The organism is Candidatus Poribacteria bacterium, assembly GCA_009839745.1.
Lineage (GTDB): Bacteria > Poribacteria > WGA-4E > WGA-4E > WGA-3G > WGA-3G.
On record VXPE01000041.1, the window covers coordinates 27,677 to 43,457 of the forward strand.

Genomic DNA, 15,781 nt, shown 5'->3' on the forward strand with positions numbered 1-15,781 from the left:
GATTAGAGAAGATATCCGTTCACTGCGTGCGTTTTCTTCTCAAAGGAATTCCTTATCAGAAGCCGATGTAGTTCTCCTTCACGCGGATCCCGGAACTGCAATAACAGACTTCACCCAACTTCGAAAATCCCAAATCGAAAAGCAAAGGCTTGAAATATCAAAGCAAGTTGACATCCTATCACAACGGGAAGATAATTGGGATGGACGCGGCTCACAAAAACCAACCGATTTAACCCTAGCTCACGCGAACGAGGTTATGGGAACATTGTTAGATTCTGTCATTTCTGCTGGGTATCACTGGGATACTCCGTCTATCTCCAGCGATGGAGATGGCAATGTAACCGCAGCATGGTACAAAAACGAACGGCAATTACACCTTCAAATCGGAGAACATGAGGCGGAGTACTTCAGAGTTTGGGGCACGAACATTGATACAGAAATGGACGTAGATTTTCTAAAACCTGAACATTATCTACCGCTTTGGGAATGGTTAGTTTATGGTCTGCCATTCCGATCAGACATCGGTGCGACACTTCATCTATATCCAGCGATGGAGGCAACAATATAATCGCTGCATGGTATAAAGACGAACGACAATTACACTAACCTGAACATTATCTACCGCTTTGGAAATGGTTAATTGATGAATAGCAGAGAGCCCGTGCAAGATAATGAAAAACTCTATCGAAACGTGCGAGGCAAATTGGAAGATAACGAATATTCTATTCAGGACGGAAAACTTAGGATTGAGTACCACGCCTTTTGGGATAGTTCTAAAAAACCGTCTGTAGATAGAGCGAAGTTAAAAGGTTGCGATCCTACTTCGGCTCTATTATCTAAGACGAATGGGATTGTTAGCGTTAAAGCGAGTGATGTCCGCGCGATAGGGGCTGTAAAAACAAGACATCAGAATGAAGTGATAGCTGATCATGCTGTAGATGTTATCCCTGATCCGACGGACGAAAATCCCGCTCATGCTATAATTGTTGTAAAGCCCGAATTCTTTGATTCAAAGAGCAAGCAGAGAAATGCATTTAAACTACTACAAATCGCACTTGCTGAACTTGCTACTAAAAACGGATGGACTTTAGAACCGAGCCCATAATAACGCCTTGTGCTAATTGACCATGTGTTTTGTTAAATTTCACAGTCGTTGGGGTCTCGTTGTAAATTCGACCTTGATTTCATTTCCTCTTTGTTCTCATATAGAAACCTTGGTTTAAAAATAGGGGAATATGAACCGAAACTGTCAAATTACAAATGGCAAAGAGTTAACACTGTGAAATCTAAATCTACAGAAAGTTAATTAGCACAAGCCGTCATAATAATAGGCGTAGAGAATTTCTCGGACATCCTCCTAAAGCGAAATTATATGAACTTTACAGAACTGTGAAACGTTGAATTCGACAATTTTAACATTTCTACTGGATAATCCACTAATTATGGCATATCTCTTGGTTCTGATTTCAGTGCTTTTAGGATCGCGTCTACGTGTTCATCGGGAATTTGATCCAAGTTGGCAAATTTGCCCATGTTTTCACTAAGCATATTGGAAAAGCCTGCGGGGTTGGCAAATCCAGAATATTCGGGAGATCTGCCACTATCAGTCACATAGTTCCCAGAGGAGCCTAAATACAATTCACTAACCTTTTCCATAAGGGGATGTCTCGAATTTACGAAGCCTTTGTTACAAACTTCAAAGCAATCTGTGAGAATTGAAGATAAGATTGGGGTAATATTTGGGTTACCGAAATTATCTAAATCAATTTGATCTGAATTCATAAATAATTTTACTACGTTGTGTTTACATTCCATCATCAAAATCGTCCGGAAGTCAGTGCCTATCAGAATTTACGTCTATAGATCAAATGGATATTGCAGAACTATGGAAGCCTTGCCATGACTGGATCCGGAGCCACAATGTAAACACTACCTAGGCAGAGTTGGCGATAAGTGAGTTCCTCAAGATAATTTAAAAGACGGTGATATGTATCTATATCAAAATCTGAATCGAAATGGACATTCTCAGTTAAATTCGCCATAAATTTTATCTTGGGTTCTTCTGTTGTTTCCATTACTTTTTTCAAGGTGGATTCCACGACTTCATCTATCTTGGATCGATCCGTAGGAGTTTTCTCAAAGACCCCATCCTCACGGTATTTTTCACCATTTGCCAATCTTTGAGCAATACCTTCCGCCGCTTGTTTTCCCCATTGAAACAGTCTTGCAGATTGCCTTTCACTCATCAATGGTGTAATAAATCTTTCTAAACCCCACTGAGTAATTACCGGAGCAACTGCTGCGGATATCCCAGTAAGATCCCCAATAGAGGCTGCCACGAGAGCACCGGATATTTGGTGAATAATCTGACTTATGGGAAATTCTTTTGCTTCTTCTTCTTGTTTAACAAGATTCATTTCGGTATCTGCCTTTACTATAGACTTTGTGCCTGCTGATGGGACACGGAAATTTGGTATGTGTGCTATAAACATTCGTTCAACCGAAGTGTGGGAATTAGCGTGCTACCGTGAGTAACGGCTAACGGCCGCGAAACCACGAAGTAATACTTAAGACTGATCCAATGATACCGAGTACTAATCCAATGATACCGAGTAGGGCAAAAAACCAATTTTCTTTTGTCCTTTCCATAACAAACGCAAAATAATTACCATAGATTCCCGTTAGTTTGGCGTTAGTTTTGAGCGTGGTGTCAACAGCTCGATCTGCGATGTATGAGATGATACCAACCTTGCAAAGGGTTGATTGATGTAGTTTTACATATTCGCTATTCTCAAACGCTTTAGCTTCGTCTGGTCCTTTGAGGAAGTTAGGGTGAGTGAGAGAATTTTTTTCGACCAAATTTTCAAGACGTGGGTGTTCAATGTAATCATGTCCGTACAGCCGATACAACAACAAAGACAAATCACAACGGCATGATTCATGAATTTCAAAGGGTTTACCACCGAGCACTTTGTAGCGGTGTTCCAATGCTGCGAAACCGTAGTTAATGTCTCGCATGTTCCAGTGCAGCCACGTATCATTCTTATGTTTTTCCGCGTAATCATAGAACTCTTTAATCATTTTCTTTTCTAGTTCATCGTAATGTACGTTAATGCTTTCAATTGGGAGTTTTTTATTACGCTCGGCAATTTGGTGAATTGAAAAGGACCCCGTTTGACCTGTTGCTAAATTTCGGACAGCAATTGACGTGATTCGTGGAGACGTTCCGTCAAGCCGATTATAGAAACTTTCACACGAATAGTGAATGACGACAACGTTATTACGATCCTTGTTAATCTCGGTTAGTTGCTTTTTAGCCTCACGGCGGCGGCGTAACCTTTCAGACGCTTTGCTCATAGGCATTTTGCCTCGGGTTTACTTGTGGTGGATAGTGAAACATGAAACAGATTCTTACTATTTCCTACTTGGGTTTCTGCAAGTATCGCGGCCTTACTCATCAAGGTACCAACTCGGAAACGGAATACCCTTCAGTTTCAGTTTCGCCAATTCCGCGTCAAGGTCACACTTAGACTTCTTCCCTCCGTGGATACTCGGTTCAGCACAGAGCATTTCACGCAAGGTCTGCATGGCTGTGAGAATACCGAGACTCTTGATACCAAGCACCTCTGTTAACAAATCTGTATCCAATTCGTGCCGGACAGGGTCATGGTCACACTCGTTGACAGGTAGCATCCGCTTATACTTCAACCGCTCAAAGAGAACATCAGCATTCGCTAACTGTTTATTAGAGAGGGTGTGCACATCCAGTGTTGGGAGGGTCTCTAATGTCTGCTGACGCAGCGTCCCCCGTCCCATATCCTGCTTACTGCTGTGTAACCAGTGACAGAAAAAGCCTAACGTCGAATTACACCACAGGGTCCACGCAACTTCGTGCCGCGGATCTTTGAGCAAAACATTTATCATCGAACGGACACCGATGGAAGGGTCCTCAGTGAAGGAAGATATAATTGAGTTTGCGGTGAATCTCAGATTAATATGATAATGCGTTTTGCTGAAACAGTCTAAGACTCGCTTAACCATAGCATTCTCATTTGAACGGGGTATCGCTTTATAGTCTGGTGCAGCAATCATGGAGCGTTGTAAAGGCGCGTCAACTTTCCATAACGCATCGTAGCCATCGCTATTGGGTTCACAGCCTTCTACCATGATAAATGGACCGTCCTTTTCTCTGTAAGAATCAGCAGATCCAACTTTTGCGATGTCCTGTACTTGACAGATGTCAATAGGGATAGGTTCTCTTTCCATAGGAAGATGTAGTTTTCCAACAGTAAGTTTGTGTCCACTCTGTAGCAATGCCATTGATCGCGTCCGTGTTGCAACCCATGCGACACCATCCTTGATAGGACAGTCTAACATCTGTCCACTGTTCGTGTCTCCTATGGGGATAGTACCACCACCATTGGGAGCATCTTCGAGTTTTCGCGTGCTGCTGCTTCGGGATATCTGATTTGCGACTTCCATGGCTTCGAGAGTGCTTTGAGGTCTTTGTTTCAAACAGACGAATGTGCCTCGCCCTGTATCATCTCTTACTCCCTTCGTCGCTACAACAATGCATTCCGCCTTCTCTGTGTCAGCGGAGAACGCACAATCGGTAGCACCAGTTTGTGCCATAGTTATCACAACGACGTTGTGATATTCGGTTGCCCACATATCTCTAATTCCTTGTGTAATGGGGGACCTCAGCACCGTTAATAGTAGGATAAACCCCATGGTGCCGCCGTGCTTAAGTTTCTTGTCCGCTACGTCAACGAAATTAGGCGCGAAATCAGTAGTTGCTTTGGTTACTCTCCTATCTTTAGACTTCAGCGTCGCCTGCATCATTTTTTGGTCTTCTTCGGGACGTTCAATTCCTTGAAATGTAGACTTCGGGGTTCCAGTGTTGCTGTCTGCCCCAGGCCGCGTAAAAGGTGGGTTCTGTATGACAATGTCAAAGTCTCCGTGCTGGAAGGCTTGTTGGAGTTTAACTATCCTCTTTTCCTCACCACCGATTTGTTCTGCATCGGTGTCAAATAGTGACACATCATCGAGTAATTCCAATGAACCGATTGCATAACTACCGCCATCCATAAGTCCGTAAGGCGCTGTGAGGATACGCGTATCAGTAAGTTTAATATCCGCATGCGTGCTTGCGAGGGCTGCTGCCGTTAAATGTGTAGCATTCGGCATAATGTCTGCACCGCCGATGTTATTCTCCAACATTTCCTGATGAATATCTCTGCCATTTCCACCTTGCTGTTCGTATAGCGATAAAATGCGTTGGTATACACCGTTGAGAAGCGCACCAGTTCCACAGGCAAAGTCCGCCACTTTCGGAAGTTTACCTTTAGGCAGTTCAGGCATCACAAGGGTTGATAACAGTGTCGCGCTCTCTGGCAACGTGTAGTTCGCCTTGACGTATTTCCTATCAGTGATTAATTTTTGGAAAACTATGCCAGCGAGTTCGTGAATCTGCGCGATGCCGGTGTCAATGAGGTCCTTGGCTGCCTCACATAGGAGTTTCAAAATATGTTTAACCAGTCTGTCGTCCGTTGCAAGTGCCTTAACGAGCTCGCGGGCATCTTCAAAGATGGGACGGTAGTTGACCTTGAGGATAATATTCCAGTCCGCGATAACATCGGCGTAATCAATTGTAGGTAGGAGTTGACGGAGTGAGCGGACGGATGTCATTTCTGCTTTGCCTGCGAGGGAGCTTTGGAAAACGAAGGCATCGGTAATAATCAGTGCCGCCATGCGGAGGGTTTGTGTATTGAGTTCTTCTTCGTCATTTTCATCCTTAGAGAAAACTTCTTGGTGCAGAATCGTCTCAATTTTCATCCCGATGGCACGGTGTTCAGTGATAGCGTTTTCAAATAGATGGGCTGCTCTGTTGATACCAAGTTCCATATCCTCCGCTGCTTGTTCCAGTTGAGAATTGGGTATTGCACCAACGTGAAGCGCGTTGGCGATGTCTCCCACGGTCCCAGTTGTCCACCCGTTTTCTGGAAAGTGTCCAACCGTATCTCCAAGAGTACTGACGAGTTTGTACTGTAAGTCATCCGCCTCATGGAGTGATGGAGTGATGTCCCGTCCTGGCATCGTCTTAAAACGGTCAGGGTATAGGATTGCCATAACGTTGTTGAGGGTTTTCGCTGAGGTATAGTATTCCGCTTCCAACTCGTGAACAAGTCTGGTTTCTGCCTGTTTAATGAGGTTTCTGGCGTTGGTAGTGGTAGCGAATTTGGCTTCAATACCGATGGGTTCTCTACCGCGTTCAATCACAATGGCATCGAGTTCGCTGTTGCCTTTGATGAAGGCATGAACAGCTGTTTCGACTTCCCATCCATGGCGCATGTTTCGTAGGATGTTAACCAGGTGATTTGTAATCGTCGTTTCGTGTTGATTCGGCATAATGTTTCCTTAGGATTGCTTTCGAGGGGTGTGGATCAGATGCGGTTAAGAAAGAGAACCTACCACAGGCATGATGGGGATATTTTTTTATAGAAACGCTATCGCTATGGGACTAAAGTAATTAACCTTGGGACTGGCCGACGTTACAAATCCTACCAACGGGAAAAGGACATATATAACACTACCAAATTTTCACAAGAGTAGCAACGATTTGCAAAACCTGAATAACAGTTTCGTCTGGCATGTCCCCTGCGTACCGCGCGCGTCTTTCCCACCAATCAAGACTTTTGATATGATCTGCTTGGATGACTCCGTCAAGCTCAATAATTTGGGTGAGGTCCTTGCTACGAATTTCTACTTCTGGTGGGATCGGAACATCAAGGTCTGCACGGTAGGGCTTCCGGCTGGTCGTGATTGGACACATAATTGCCAACCACAATCTACGATTATAGATTTCTTCAGAGAGGACAAGAGCCGGACGCTCTTTTGCTTGCTCGTGTCCAACGTGGGGTTCAAAGTCAATCCACACGATATCACCGTGTCGTGGAACGTACATAATGGCGTTTACCAAACCTCCCTACCCACTAGTGGTCCGGTGTCTGTCTCTTCCGAAAGGCCAGGTTTTCGGGATTCAACTTTGGGTTCTGGGATCTTGGCTAAAAGTTCTTCTATTGTATAATTCGGACGCGGTATAGGTCTACGCCTTTCTTTGCTACGAGGTGTTATCCCGGTCTTTTTACCGCGCAATTTGGATGCTGGAACTTTGGCAGAAAGTTTCTCTGGTGCAAGATCTGTTTTTTTCATAACATAGCCCCCCTTCGGGAAAGAGATTTAAAATAAAATAGATAGAACATCGGAGAAATTATAGCACAAATAGAACAGTTATTCAAACGAAATGAGTTCGGTATAGGGCTATTTATACCGAATAAAATTCCGCAGCGTTTCCATAGAAGAGCCTATTTCTCTCCGCGTCCGACGCGTCCGCCACGGTACCTAAGAGTGTCGCGACCCATTCCTGATATGTCGCCGCTAAGGTGCACACGGGCCAATCGCTCCCGAACATCAGCCGTTCATAACCGAAAGCCTCCACGAGATGTTGGATATACGGCTTCAGTTCCTCACGCGTCCAGTCCTCACTTGCAGTCGTCACAATCCCCGATACCTTGCAGTGAACGTTCTCGAAGGCGGCGAGTTCGTTGATGTGTGTCGCCCATGGCTCGAATTGCCCGCCCTTTATGTCGGGTCCCCCGCAGTGGTTAAGAGCATGCCGAACGTCCGGTGTTACCTTGACGAGTTCGATTGCCGCCGGAAGTTGTGCATGATTCGCACAGAGTTCAAAGGAGAGATCGAATTTCGTCAGCAATTTCACGCCGTTAATCAGCTCAGGCATGGCGTAGAACTGCGGATCGGGATGATGCCACGCCATGCGCCGCACGCCTACAACAAGCCCGAATCCTGTGAGTTGTTCGAGAATCGCCTCGGCGTTCGGTTTTTCAAGCGGTGCCGCTGCCGCTATCGCGCCAATCATTCCATCTGTCTCGGATATGTGTGTGAGCCACTCGACCTCCTTGACAACATCCGTTTCAGCGGGGTCGCCTTCAACGTGTACCGACCTGACGACGTTAAGGTCCCCAATCGCCTCGCGGTAATCTTCTGCCGTGTATCGTTTTCCCAATAGATCGAACCCTTCTAACCAAGGGTATTCCAAATTAGAGGTATCCCAAAAGTGTTGGTGGGTATCTATTATTTTAAACATCTATCACTCCTCGTCTATAAACATGTCGCCCCGCTGGGGCTTTATAGGTGAAAATGATTTGAATTTCGTCAAGATATTCTGTATAATTACTTAACCTAACAGATATGCATTAAAATCAGACCGCAAGCCTGCAACAGCGGCGCAGGCGGATTTGAGAAAAGCATGTGAAAGAGAAGCCCCACGTTGTTTCTCCGCAAGGTAAAATTAAAAATCCGCAAGGTAAAATTAAAACTATCGAACCACAAGCCTGCAACAGCGGCGCAGGCGGATTTGAGAAAGGCACGTGAAAGATAAGACTCACGTTGTTTCTCCGCAAGGTAAAATTAAAAATCCGCAAGGTAAGATTAAAAAGAGGTGTTTATTATGTTTTTGGGTTTCTTTGATCCACTCTATTTCGTATTCCTCGCACCGGGACTGGCACTGTCCCTCTACGCCACGTTTCGCACAAAATCGACATTCTCAAAATATTCACAAGTCGGATCGCGTAAGGGATTGACAGGCGCGCAAGCCGCCGATCTGATGCTGAAACGGCACGGTGTTAGCGGCGTCCGAATCGAACGCTCAAGTGGATGGTTAAGTGACCACTATGATCCGGGCGAGAAAGCACTCAGGTTATCCGATGACGTCTATTCAAGTCAATCGCTTTCCGCAATAGGGGTTGCCTGCCATGAAGCCGGACATGCGATGCAGGATGCACACGGCTATGCAATGCTGAACCTACGGACCGCCCTCGTCCCAGCGACGAACTTTAGTTCGATGGCCTCTTATATTCTGATAATGGTCGGTTTCTTTATTCAACCCTTCCTGCTGTTCGGTGTTGGATTTTTTGCAGTAGGAGTCGTCTTTTCGTTAATAACACTTCCCGTTGAATGGGATGCCAGTAAGCGAGCCAAAGTCGCAATGGCAGAAGCAGGCATGCTCACGCAAGAAGAGAACCAGCACGCCAGTAAAGTGCTCAACGCGGCATTTTTGACGTATCTCGCAGCGGCAGTGACGAGTCTCCTTACACTGCTCTACTACCTATTCCGATTGGGACTGTTGGGTGGCAGTGACGAATAATTATATTGATGGCGCAGCGTGAAGCCGCGCCTATTGATGTTACCGTGAATTATCACTTTAAGACTTACTATCAATGTCCACACCGGGCCACTGGTCGTCCTGCTCGGTAATATCGACGACGATACCATCCGGGTCTTCTATTTTGAAGGCTTCTGAAGGCAATTCGTCCGAATTTGGGTCGTAAGGTTTGTCACCCCCTAATCCTTCCCATGTGATTGTGAAACCGAGGTCCTCACACCGCTGCGCCGCTTCTCGCAGGTTCGGAACACGAACCCCGATGTGGAGGTAGTCTAACATCCCGCCGACATGTTTTGGACGATCCGGACCGCTGTGTTGAAACACGCGGAAGTTGTGATAACCGTCCGTAAGATCATAACATCCATTCATCGTTGAGAAGACCCGCAATCCGAGCGCATCGCGCCAGAAGCGAATGCTTTTTTCCAAATCGGTCGTGCGAACGCCGATGTGTACAAGTGTCGTTGACATAAAAGATTTCCTTTTCTGTTACGGCATAGGGAGTATGCCTACTACTTTAAATCCAGACAGTCGGTTCCCGGTTTTCTGCTCGGTGTTCATAGAGCAATTTGACATCGTCCGGTAACTTATCGAACGTTTCGCCCGGAATCGTGGCGGTATTCGCACCAAAGAGTTCTAAATTCAGCCACCACGGCGCGTATCTGACGACGACTGCAGTCCGCTTCCCAGCACTCGGATTTTCTGCATTGGAATGCCAAATCCGGCTGTCCATGATGAGCACACTGCCGGCGCTGCCAACGGCTTGCATCTCCCCGTCAAGTGGATTCCGGTCACCGATGTTGTCTTCTTTGCCTCTGGGGTTCCGGAGGTCCACATGCGTTTTGGGAACAATCCAGGTCCCGCCGTTTTCCGTTGTGAACTCGGAAAGCATCCAGAGGGTAGTGATACCGATGACAGCACTCGGAAACGGTTGCGGAATGTGCCACTTCTGGTTCAGATCATACGGAAAATCGGAGTGGTATGCACGCACCAATTCGTAATGTGGGGGACGGATCTTATACTCAGTCTGCGAAATACGCACTTGCGGTCCGAGGAGCTGTTGGATAGTGGTGAGGAGCCGTTCGTTCGCAAGGTGTGCGGCGAACTTCGGCATGAAACTGATGACATTGCGTCCCCAGACACCATGTTCTTTTCTAAATTCATTATAGTCCGATTCAGAGGTTTCGACCTCTTCACGGACCTCACCAACCACATCGGGGGGTATAACGTTCTCTAAGACGCACCAGCCCTCTTCTCGCAGTTGTGTAACGTGGGGTTCAATTGTTGCTAATAGATTATCGGTTTCCATTGATACCTCCTTTTTGGCGCGGCGACACCGATGTGCCGCTTGCAAAAACGCCGCGAATTCTCTAACAGCGTCGCGACTTAACCGAAAACCTGCTTGTAATGGAAAGCAGTCCAGTAGCCCATAAATTAAAAGCCTGTTTCTCGCTCGCGGTTGTAACCGACTGCTGTCTTGATAAGCGGTGCGAGCCGCATCACTTTACCAAGAGAGCCGATGACACCGATCTCGCGTGTTGTTATCGCTCCCATAACGTTGAGTTCGCCTGTCCAAAATTTGTAGGCGGTGTCACCTGTCATAGTGAGTTCAACGTCTGGAGCAGTGTCGGCACAGGTGCCGCGGGCAAGGGTATATTCGCCATTTGCTGCCGTTAGGATCATCTTGCAATCGGGCATGCTGTAGTTGAATTGGACGTTCACCGTCAACGACTTCAGTGCCTCTTGCGCTTCCGGTAGCGTGGCAATTTCTTCAAACAGTTCACTGATGTAACTATAGAGTTGATCGGGTGTTTCAAATATAGCCATAGTTTGCGGTATAGCATACTCCATAATAAATGGGAAGTCAAATAAAAAATGAGAATAAATCCATTCAAACTGTTTCGTGAGGAAATCTCTAAGGAGATACCTTTTGATGCGCAAGCTTACAAAGATGCGCGAAATTACTTCATCTCTCGGACTATCGCCTATGCGTCTCCGATGGGGTGTATGGGCATAGTCGCGGCGGATACGAGGAGTCTTTCGCATGTTTTCTTTACCGATGATTTTCCCTTCGGTGAATCATCACCCATCCATAGTCAATATCCTGTACTCACTTATGCACAGGAGCTGCTCGACCAGTATTTCGCTGGTGAGCCACTCGAGTTTTCTGGGGTTCCGATCCGATTCAACTGGGGAACGGACTTTCAGAACCGGGTGTGGGAGACTATTCGTCAGATTCCTTATAGAGAAGTGCGGAGTTACAAATGGATCGCAGAACAGGTAGGAAAACCGAAAGCAGTGCGTGCCATTGGAAACGCAGTCGGGGCGAATCCCGTATCAATTCTCATTCCGTGCCACCGTATCGTTAGAAGTGATGGCACATTAGGGGGATACGGGGGCGGTCTGGAACGTAAACGTCGATTGTTAACACTTGAAGGTCATCCTATTGAGCAATTAAGGTGAAGTTATTAAGAGGTTTTTGCTAACTCCAAGCCTATAGCCTGCAACAATACGCAGAATTCCCCCGGGGAAGCCCACACGGGCTTCATACCCGGGGAAGTCCATACGGACTTCATACCGTTGATTCTGATTCGCAAAAACACGCAGGCGGATTTGAGGAACGCACGTCCAAGTCCAAACGCGCGCTATTTCTCCGCAAGGAAAAATTAAAATATGACATCGCAAAAAAGTTTAGGTAAAGCCACCCAAGCCATCCATGCAGGTGAAGCACGGACATCCTCCACGCAAAAAACAGGGATGCCTCTGTTACCGCCTATCTATCAAAACAGTACATTCCGTTTCGCAACCGCCGCTGAGTGCGCCGAGGCATTCCAAGATGAAGAGAGTGGTTATGTCTATACGCGCTGGGGGAATCCAACACAAGAGGTGTTAGAGCAGAAACTCGCCGTCCTCGAAGCCGGTGAAGCCGCACTCGCTACCGCGTCAGGGATGGGAGCAGTCAGCACAGCACTCCTCACGGCTTTGGCGGAGGGTGGACATGTCGTCGCAATGGAGAACCTCTATTCCGCTACGTTCCAAATCCTCAATGAGGAGTTGCCGCGATTCGGGATTGAGACTACGTTTGTTGATGCTACAGACCCTACGCAAATCGCGCACGCTATCCGAGCGGATACCAAGGTCCTTTATCTTGAAAGCCCAACAAATCCACTCCTAAAACTCGTTGATTTACAGGCAGCCGCCGAGATTGCAAAAGCACACGGTGTGATCTCAATGATTGACAATACATTCGCTACCCCGTGCGGTCAGCAGCCGATTACCTTTGGCATTGATGTCGTCGTTCACAGCATGACGAAGTACATGAGTGGTTCCGGGGCAGTTATTGCGGGCGCGATTATTGGACAAAAGGAATTCATCGTGCGTGCCAAGGAGGGGGCACTCCGCAACTTTGGAGCAGTTATTAGTCCGTTCAACGCATGGTTAACACTTCACGGGCTCACGACTCTACCGTTACGGTTTGCACGGCACAGTGAGAACGCCACACGTGTCGCAGCGTTTCTTGAGGCACATCCGGCAGCGGCATGGGTCCGCCATCCCAGTTTGCCGAATCACCCGCAACATGAACTCGCCAAACGCCAGATGGATGCGTTTGGTGGTATGATAACGTTGGAATTGAAAGGTGGACGCGCCGCGGGTGAACACCTCGTCGATCATCTCCAGCTCTGTTCGCTGGCAGTCAGTTTGGGCGACGTGCGCACCCTCATCTGTCATCCTGCATCAACGACGCATTCACATGTTCCCGCAGAGATCCGTCGGCAGACCGGCATCACGGATGGGTTAGTCAGAATCTCCATCGGTCTGGAAGATACCGAAGATATTATCGCCGATCTCGGACAGGCGTTAGAGACCTGTGCTCCTTAAATTTTGGATGTAATTCTCATTGATATTATTCGACGGATGGGTCGCCTCTTTGTGCGGTTCCGGGAATTCTGTGATCAACTTCTGGTATGCGTCTACTGCTGAATCCGCATCGCCACCGTCTTCATGGATTTTGCCTACCCAGTACTGTGCCTGCCGCCGGTTATCGTAATCGTAAGTGCTGTTGTCTGCGACCTTCTGATACGCGTCAATGGCACTCGCCATGTCGTTGTTGGCATAGGCAATTTGCCCGATATAAATCTGTGAGTTGGCGGCATTCTCATTGCGCGGGTACAAGTCAATGGCTTCCTCAAGTCGAGCGATGGCTTCGTCATATTTGCCAAGCCGCTCATACGCCCACCCCATATAAAAGTACGCATCCTGACCCACTTTGGCATCTGGATAGAGATCTATGACTCTCTGGTAGCCGTCAATCGCCTCCTGATATTTCCCTTCCGCAAGGTAAGTTTGGGGAATGCCGAAACTCGCGAGCGGTGAAAGGTCGGGATCTCCGGAATCAACAACGTTTGTAAATTCCACGCGCGCGCTTTCATAATCCTGTTTCTTGATGTAAATTTCGCCGGTGACGTATAGAATCTGGTAGAGCAGCGGACTGTCACTGAACGGCTCTCTGAGCGCATCAAACTGAGCAAGTGCGAGGTTCAATTCACCCTTTCCATAATAACACATCGCTTTATTAAACTCCGCCTGATCCGAGAGTTCACTGCCCGGGTATATCGCAGTTAATTGGTTATAAAGCGCGAGTGCCCGGTCATAGTAAGCATCTACGGATTCAAGCGTCCCTGTCTTTTTTAACTGCTCCGCGATCTGATAAGAGGCGAAAGCGATGGCATACATCGAATCGTCTGCCCACTCACTATCTGGATAATTGTTGATAAGCCGACGAAAGAGTGCGAAAGCCTCTTCATCGGTGCGTGGAATCCGTGAAGCGAGTTGGTAGATAGCATCGTCTGCCCATAGACTGTCAGGATATTTGTCGAACACTTCGCGATATGCGGCTCGAACTTTGCGTAAACGGCTTTTGTCGGGTTCGTCAAGTGTGATTGGCGGATTGTCGAGTGCTTGTGCTGCTGTCCATGCTTTGTCGGCGTTGTCGTAGTAGTTTTCGTAACTCGTGTCGGTCCCCGTGATACGTCCGAGCCAAAACCCGAGGATGAGCGCGAGCACAACGCAAATTTCTGCAATTATGAATTTCTTCATCTTTTTTCTCCTTGGCAAGTATTGGTTCAAACTATACTAACAAGGTTGCTGAAATATGTCAAGTGTAGTTTATAGTAGAAATCCTGGCGTATGCACTTAACTTTAGCAAATTCTGTGCCGATCTGACGGCATCAACTGGTGCGACACTTAGCCAAATATTGAAGGTGTACTGCACCAAATAGTGCATACCTTGTGTTCAATTGCACGGAATGGGGCAGATTGACAAAGCCTTTAATTTGCTTGACAACATAAGGACAGTTTGATAGAATGTATGAAAGTATGACAATCGCTTTTCTGTTTGAAGAGAAGCATAAAAGAGATTTTAGTGAAATTGTGAGCAAATATAAAAAACGTTAATCAATCAAGGTATGTTGTTAAACGATCCCTATAGTCGGGATCATATTGAAAAGAGAGGATTTCTGTGCGTAAATTATTGTTTCGTGTTTCCGCATTCGTTTTAGCGATAGCATTGGTAGTCCCATTACTCGCCGAAGGTGAGGAGAGTATTCTGGATAAAGTTAAAAACAGAGGCAGACTGATATGTGGTGTGAATAAGGAATTGCCCGGTTTCGGTTTCCTCGGTCAAACTGGTGAATGGAAGGGGTTTGACGTAGATTACGGTCGGGCGATCGCTGCTGCCGTTCTGGGGGACCCGAATAAGGTTGAGTTCCGTCCCTTAAAGGCTGCTGAGCGTTTCCCCGCTCTCCAGACGGGCGAAATAGATGTGCTTATCCGCAACACCACTTGGACCCTGACTCGCGACACTGATCTCGGTGCTGACTTCTGCCCACCGACCTTTTACGACGGCCAGGGTTTCATGCTCCGCAAGGAGCTGGGGATAACATCACTCGAGGAGCTGGCGGGAGCAACTGTCGGTGTCACTGCTGGCAGTACCACCGAGTTAAACCTCGCCGATACGACACGCGCCTTAGGAATTGAAGTTGAACCTGTTGTCTTTGAGGAGACTGAAACGCTTTACCAAAGTTACGATCAGGGGCGTTGTGATGTAGTGACAAGCGACAAATCCCAATTAATCTCCCGTCGTCAATCCTTAAAAAACCCAGATGACCATATTATTCTTGATGTAACCATTTCAAAAGAGCCTTTGGGACCCGTCACCGTCCATGGTGATAACAAATGGAATGATGTCGTGAGTTGGGTCGTTTATGCCACGTTCGCCGCCGAGGAACACGGTATTACGCAAGCCAACGTCAGCACCTTTAAAACAGAGAATCCCGAAATCAAACGGTTCTTGGGTTTAGATGGAAGTGGTGGTATGGGTGAAAAACTCGGGCTGTCAAAAGATTGGGCACGCCAAGCCATCGCTGCTGTTGGCAACTATGGCGAGATTTTTGACCGTAATCTGACACCGTTGGGTCTACCGCGTGGGGTTAATAAACCGTGGATGCAAGGCGGTTTACTCTATGCGATGCCGTTCCGTTAAAG

Annotated in this window: 17 protein-coding genes; 6 read left to right on the top strand and 11 right to left on the bottom strand. The window is 47.1% G+C overall.

The features are described from left to right. The first annotated feature begins 256 nt into the window (after positions 1–256). The gene (locus F4X88_06225; GenBank protein ID MYA55869.1) at positions 257–568 is read left to right on the top strand and encodes a hypothetical protein; all 312 of its coding nucleotides are present in this window, start codon (positions 257–259) and stop codon (positions 566–568) included. 93 nt (positions 569–661) lie between these two features. Further along, positions 662–1,105 (top strand): hypothetical protein, encoded by a 444-nt coding sequence (locus F4X88_06230; protein MYA55870.1) that lies wholly within the window; start codon positions 662–664, stop codon positions 1,103–1,105. A gap of 335 nt (positions 1,106–1,440) precedes the next feature. Here the strand turns inward: F4X88_06230 and F4X88_06235 are convergent, their stop codons facing one another. The 7 genes from F4X88_06235 to F4X88_06265 all read right to left on the bottom strand — a co-directional run bounded on the left by F4X88_06235 (position 1,441) and on the right by F4X88_06265 (position 8,164). After that, a complete protein-coding gene (locus F4X88_06235; protein ID MYA55871.1) occupies positions 1,441–1,782 on the bottom strand; it encodes a hypothetical protein in 342 nt (113 codons plus the stop codon). A gap of 101 nt (positions 1,783–1,883) precedes the next feature. Further along, positions 1,884–2,417, bottom strand: coding sequence for a hypothetical protein (locus F4X88_06240; GenBank protein MYA55872.1), 534 nt, complete (start codon positions 2,415–2,417; stop codon positions 1,884–1,886). Between the two features lie 121 nt (positions 2,418–2,538). Further along, positions 2,539–3,357 carry a hypothetical protein gene (locus tag F4X88_06245; protein ID MYA55873.1) on the bottom strand — a complete coding sequence of 273 codons (819 nt, stop codon included), beginning with the start codon at positions 3,355–3,357 and terminating at the stop codon, positions 2,539–2,541. Between the two features lie 93 nt (positions 3,358–3,450). Then, positions 3,451–6,408 (bottom strand): hypothetical protein, encoded by a 2,958-nt coding sequence (locus tag F4X88_06250; GenBank protein ID MYA55874.1) that lies wholly within the window; start codon positions 6,406–6,408, stop codon positions 3,451–3,453. Positions 6,409–6,589: 181 nt separating this feature from the next. Further along, positions 6,590–6,979, bottom strand: a complete 390-nt coding sequence (locus F4X88_06255; GenBank protein MYA55875.1) for an mRNA-degrading endonuclease — start codon at positions 6,977–6,979, stop codon at positions 6,590–6,592. Beyond that, positions 6,973–7,212, bottom strand: a complete 240-nt coding sequence (locus F4X88_06260) for a hypothetical protein (GenBank protein ID MYA55876.1) — start codon at positions 7,210–7,212, stop codon at positions 6,973–6,975. The genes F4X88_06255 and F4X88_06260 overlap by 7 nt, the downstream gene beginning before the upstream one ends. 112 nt (positions 7,213–7,324) lie before the next feature. Beyond that, complete coding sequence (locus F4X88_06265; protein MYA55877.1) at positions 7,325–8,164, bottom strand: amidohydrolase family protein; 840 nt, start codon at positions 8,162–8,164, stop codon at positions 7,325–7,327. 363 nt (positions 8,165–8,527) lie between these two features. Here F4X88_06265 and F4X88_06270 point away from each other — a divergent pair, with 363 nt between their 5' ends. Beyond that, a complete protein-coding gene (locus tag F4X88_06270; GenBank protein MYA55878.1) occupies positions 8,528–9,223 on the top strand; it encodes a zinc metallopeptidase in 696 nt (231 codons plus the stop codon). A gap of 57 nt (positions 9,224–9,280) precedes the next feature. Here the strand turns inward: F4X88_06270 and F4X88_06275 are convergent, their stop codons facing one another. The 3 genes from F4X88_06275 to F4X88_06285 all read right to left on the bottom strand — a co-directional run bounded on the left by F4X88_06275 (position 9,281) and on the right by F4X88_06285 (position 11,284). Next, the gene (locus F4X88_06275; GenBank protein MYA55879.1) at positions 9,281–9,709 is read right to left on the bottom strand and encodes a VOC family protein; all 429 of its coding nucleotides are present in this window, start codon (positions 9,707–9,709) and stop codon (positions 9,281–9,283) included. Positions 9,710–9,755: 46 nt separating this feature from the next. After that, positions 9,756–10,547 (bottom strand): phytanoyl-CoA dioxygenase family protein, encoded by a 792-nt coding sequence (locus F4X88_06280; GenBank protein MYA55880.1) that lies wholly within the window; start codon positions 10,545–10,547, stop codon positions 9,756–9,758. Between the two features lie 125 nt (positions 10,548–10,672). Beyond that, positions 10,673–11,284: an SCP2 sterol-binding domain-containing protein gene (locus F4X88_06285; GenBank protein ID MYA55881.1), complete on the bottom strand. Its 612-nt coding sequence runs from the start codon at positions 11,282–11,284 to the stop codon at positions 10,673–10,675. Between F4X88_06285 and F4X88_06290 the strand changes: the two genes are divergently transcribed. Then, the gene (locus tag F4X88_06290) at positions 11,114–11,701 is read left to right on the top strand and encodes a methylated-DNA--[protein]-cysteine S-methyltransferase (GenBank protein ID MYA55882.1); all 588 of its coding nucleotides are present in this window, start codon (positions 11,114–11,116) and stop codon (positions 11,699–11,701) included. The two genes, F4X88_06285 and F4X88_06290, sit on opposite strands and share 171 nt — an antisense overlap. Positions 11,702–11,911: 210 nt before the next feature. Then, positions 11,912–13,117: an aminotransferase class I/II-fold pyridoxal phosphate-dependent enzyme gene (locus F4X88_06295; GenBank protein MYA55883.1), complete on the top strand. Its 1,206-nt coding sequence runs from the start codon at positions 11,912–11,914 to the stop codon at positions 13,115–13,117. On the opposite strand, the gene F4X88_06300 is transcribed toward F4X88_06295, so the two are convergent. After that, a complete protein-coding gene (locus F4X88_06300; protein MYA55884.1) occupies positions 13,097–14,335 on the bottom strand; it encodes a tetratricopeptide repeat protein in 1,239 nt (412 codons plus the stop codon). The genes F4X88_06295 and F4X88_06300 overlap by 21 nt on opposite strands. Positions 14,336–14,750: 415 nt before the next feature. On the opposite strand from F4X88_06300, the gene F4X88_06305 reads away from it, so the two are divergent. Further along, the gene (locus tag F4X88_06305) at positions 14,751–15,779 is read left to right on the top strand and encodes an amino acid ABC transporter substrate-binding protein (GenBank protein MYA55885.1); all 1,029 of its coding nucleotides are present in this window, start codon (positions 14,751–14,753) and stop codon (positions 15,777–15,779) included. The last annotated feature ends 2 nt before the right edge of the window (positions 15,780–15,781 follow it).

Coding starts and splice junctions, on each gene's coding strand:
- F4X88_06235 (MYA55871.1), bottom strand. CDS start 1,782: ATGAATTCAGATCAAATTGATTTAGATAATTTCGGTAACCCAAATATT.
- F4X88_06270 (MYA55878.1), top strand. CDS start 8,528: ATGTTTTTGGGTTTCTTTGATCCACTCTATTTCGTATTCCTCGCACCG.
- F4X88_06225 (MYA55869.1), top strand. CDS start 257: ATGGGAACATTGTTAGATTCTGTCATTTCTGCTGGGTATCACTGGGAT.
- F4X88_06290 (MYA55882.1), top strand. CDS start 11,114: ATGAGAATAAATCCATTCAAACTGTTTCGTGAGGAAATCTCTAAGGAG.
- F4X88_06260 (MYA55876.1), bottom strand. CDS start 7,212: ATGAAAAAAACAGATCTTGCACCAGAGAAACTTTCTGCCAAAGTTCCA.
- F4X88_06265 (MYA55877.1), bottom strand. CDS start 8,164: ATGTTTAAAATAATAGATACCCACCAACACTTTTGGGATACCTCTAAT.
- F4X88_06240 (MYA55872.1), bottom strand. CDS start 2,417: ATGAATCTTGTTAAACAAGAAGAAGAAGCAAAAGAATTTCCCATAAGT.
- F4X88_06285 (MYA55881.1), bottom strand. CDS start 11,284: ATGCGAAAGACTCCTCGTATCCGCCGCGACTATGCCCATACACCCCAT.
- F4X88_06295 (MYA55883.1), top strand. CDS start 11,912: ATGACATCGCAAAAAAGTTTAGGTAAAGCCACCCAAGCCATCCATGCA.
- F4X88_06275 (MYA55879.1), bottom strand. CDS start 9,709: ATGTCAACGACACTTGTACACATCGGCGTTCGCACGACCGATTTGGAA.
- F4X88_06280 (MYA55880.1), bottom strand. CDS start 10,547: ATGGAAACCGATAATCTATTAGCAACAATTGAACCCCACGTTACACAA.
- F4X88_06245 (MYA55873.1), bottom strand. CDS start 3,357: ATGAGCAAAGCGTCTGAAAGGTTACGCCGCCGCCGTGAGGCTAAAAAG.
- F4X88_06250 (MYA55874.1), bottom strand. CDS start 6,408: ATGCCGAATCAACACGAAACGACGATTACAAATCACCTGGTTAACATC.
- F4X88_06300 (MYA55884.1), bottom strand. CDS start 14,335: ATGAAGAAATTCATAATTGCAGAAATTTGCGTTGTGCTCGCGCTCATC.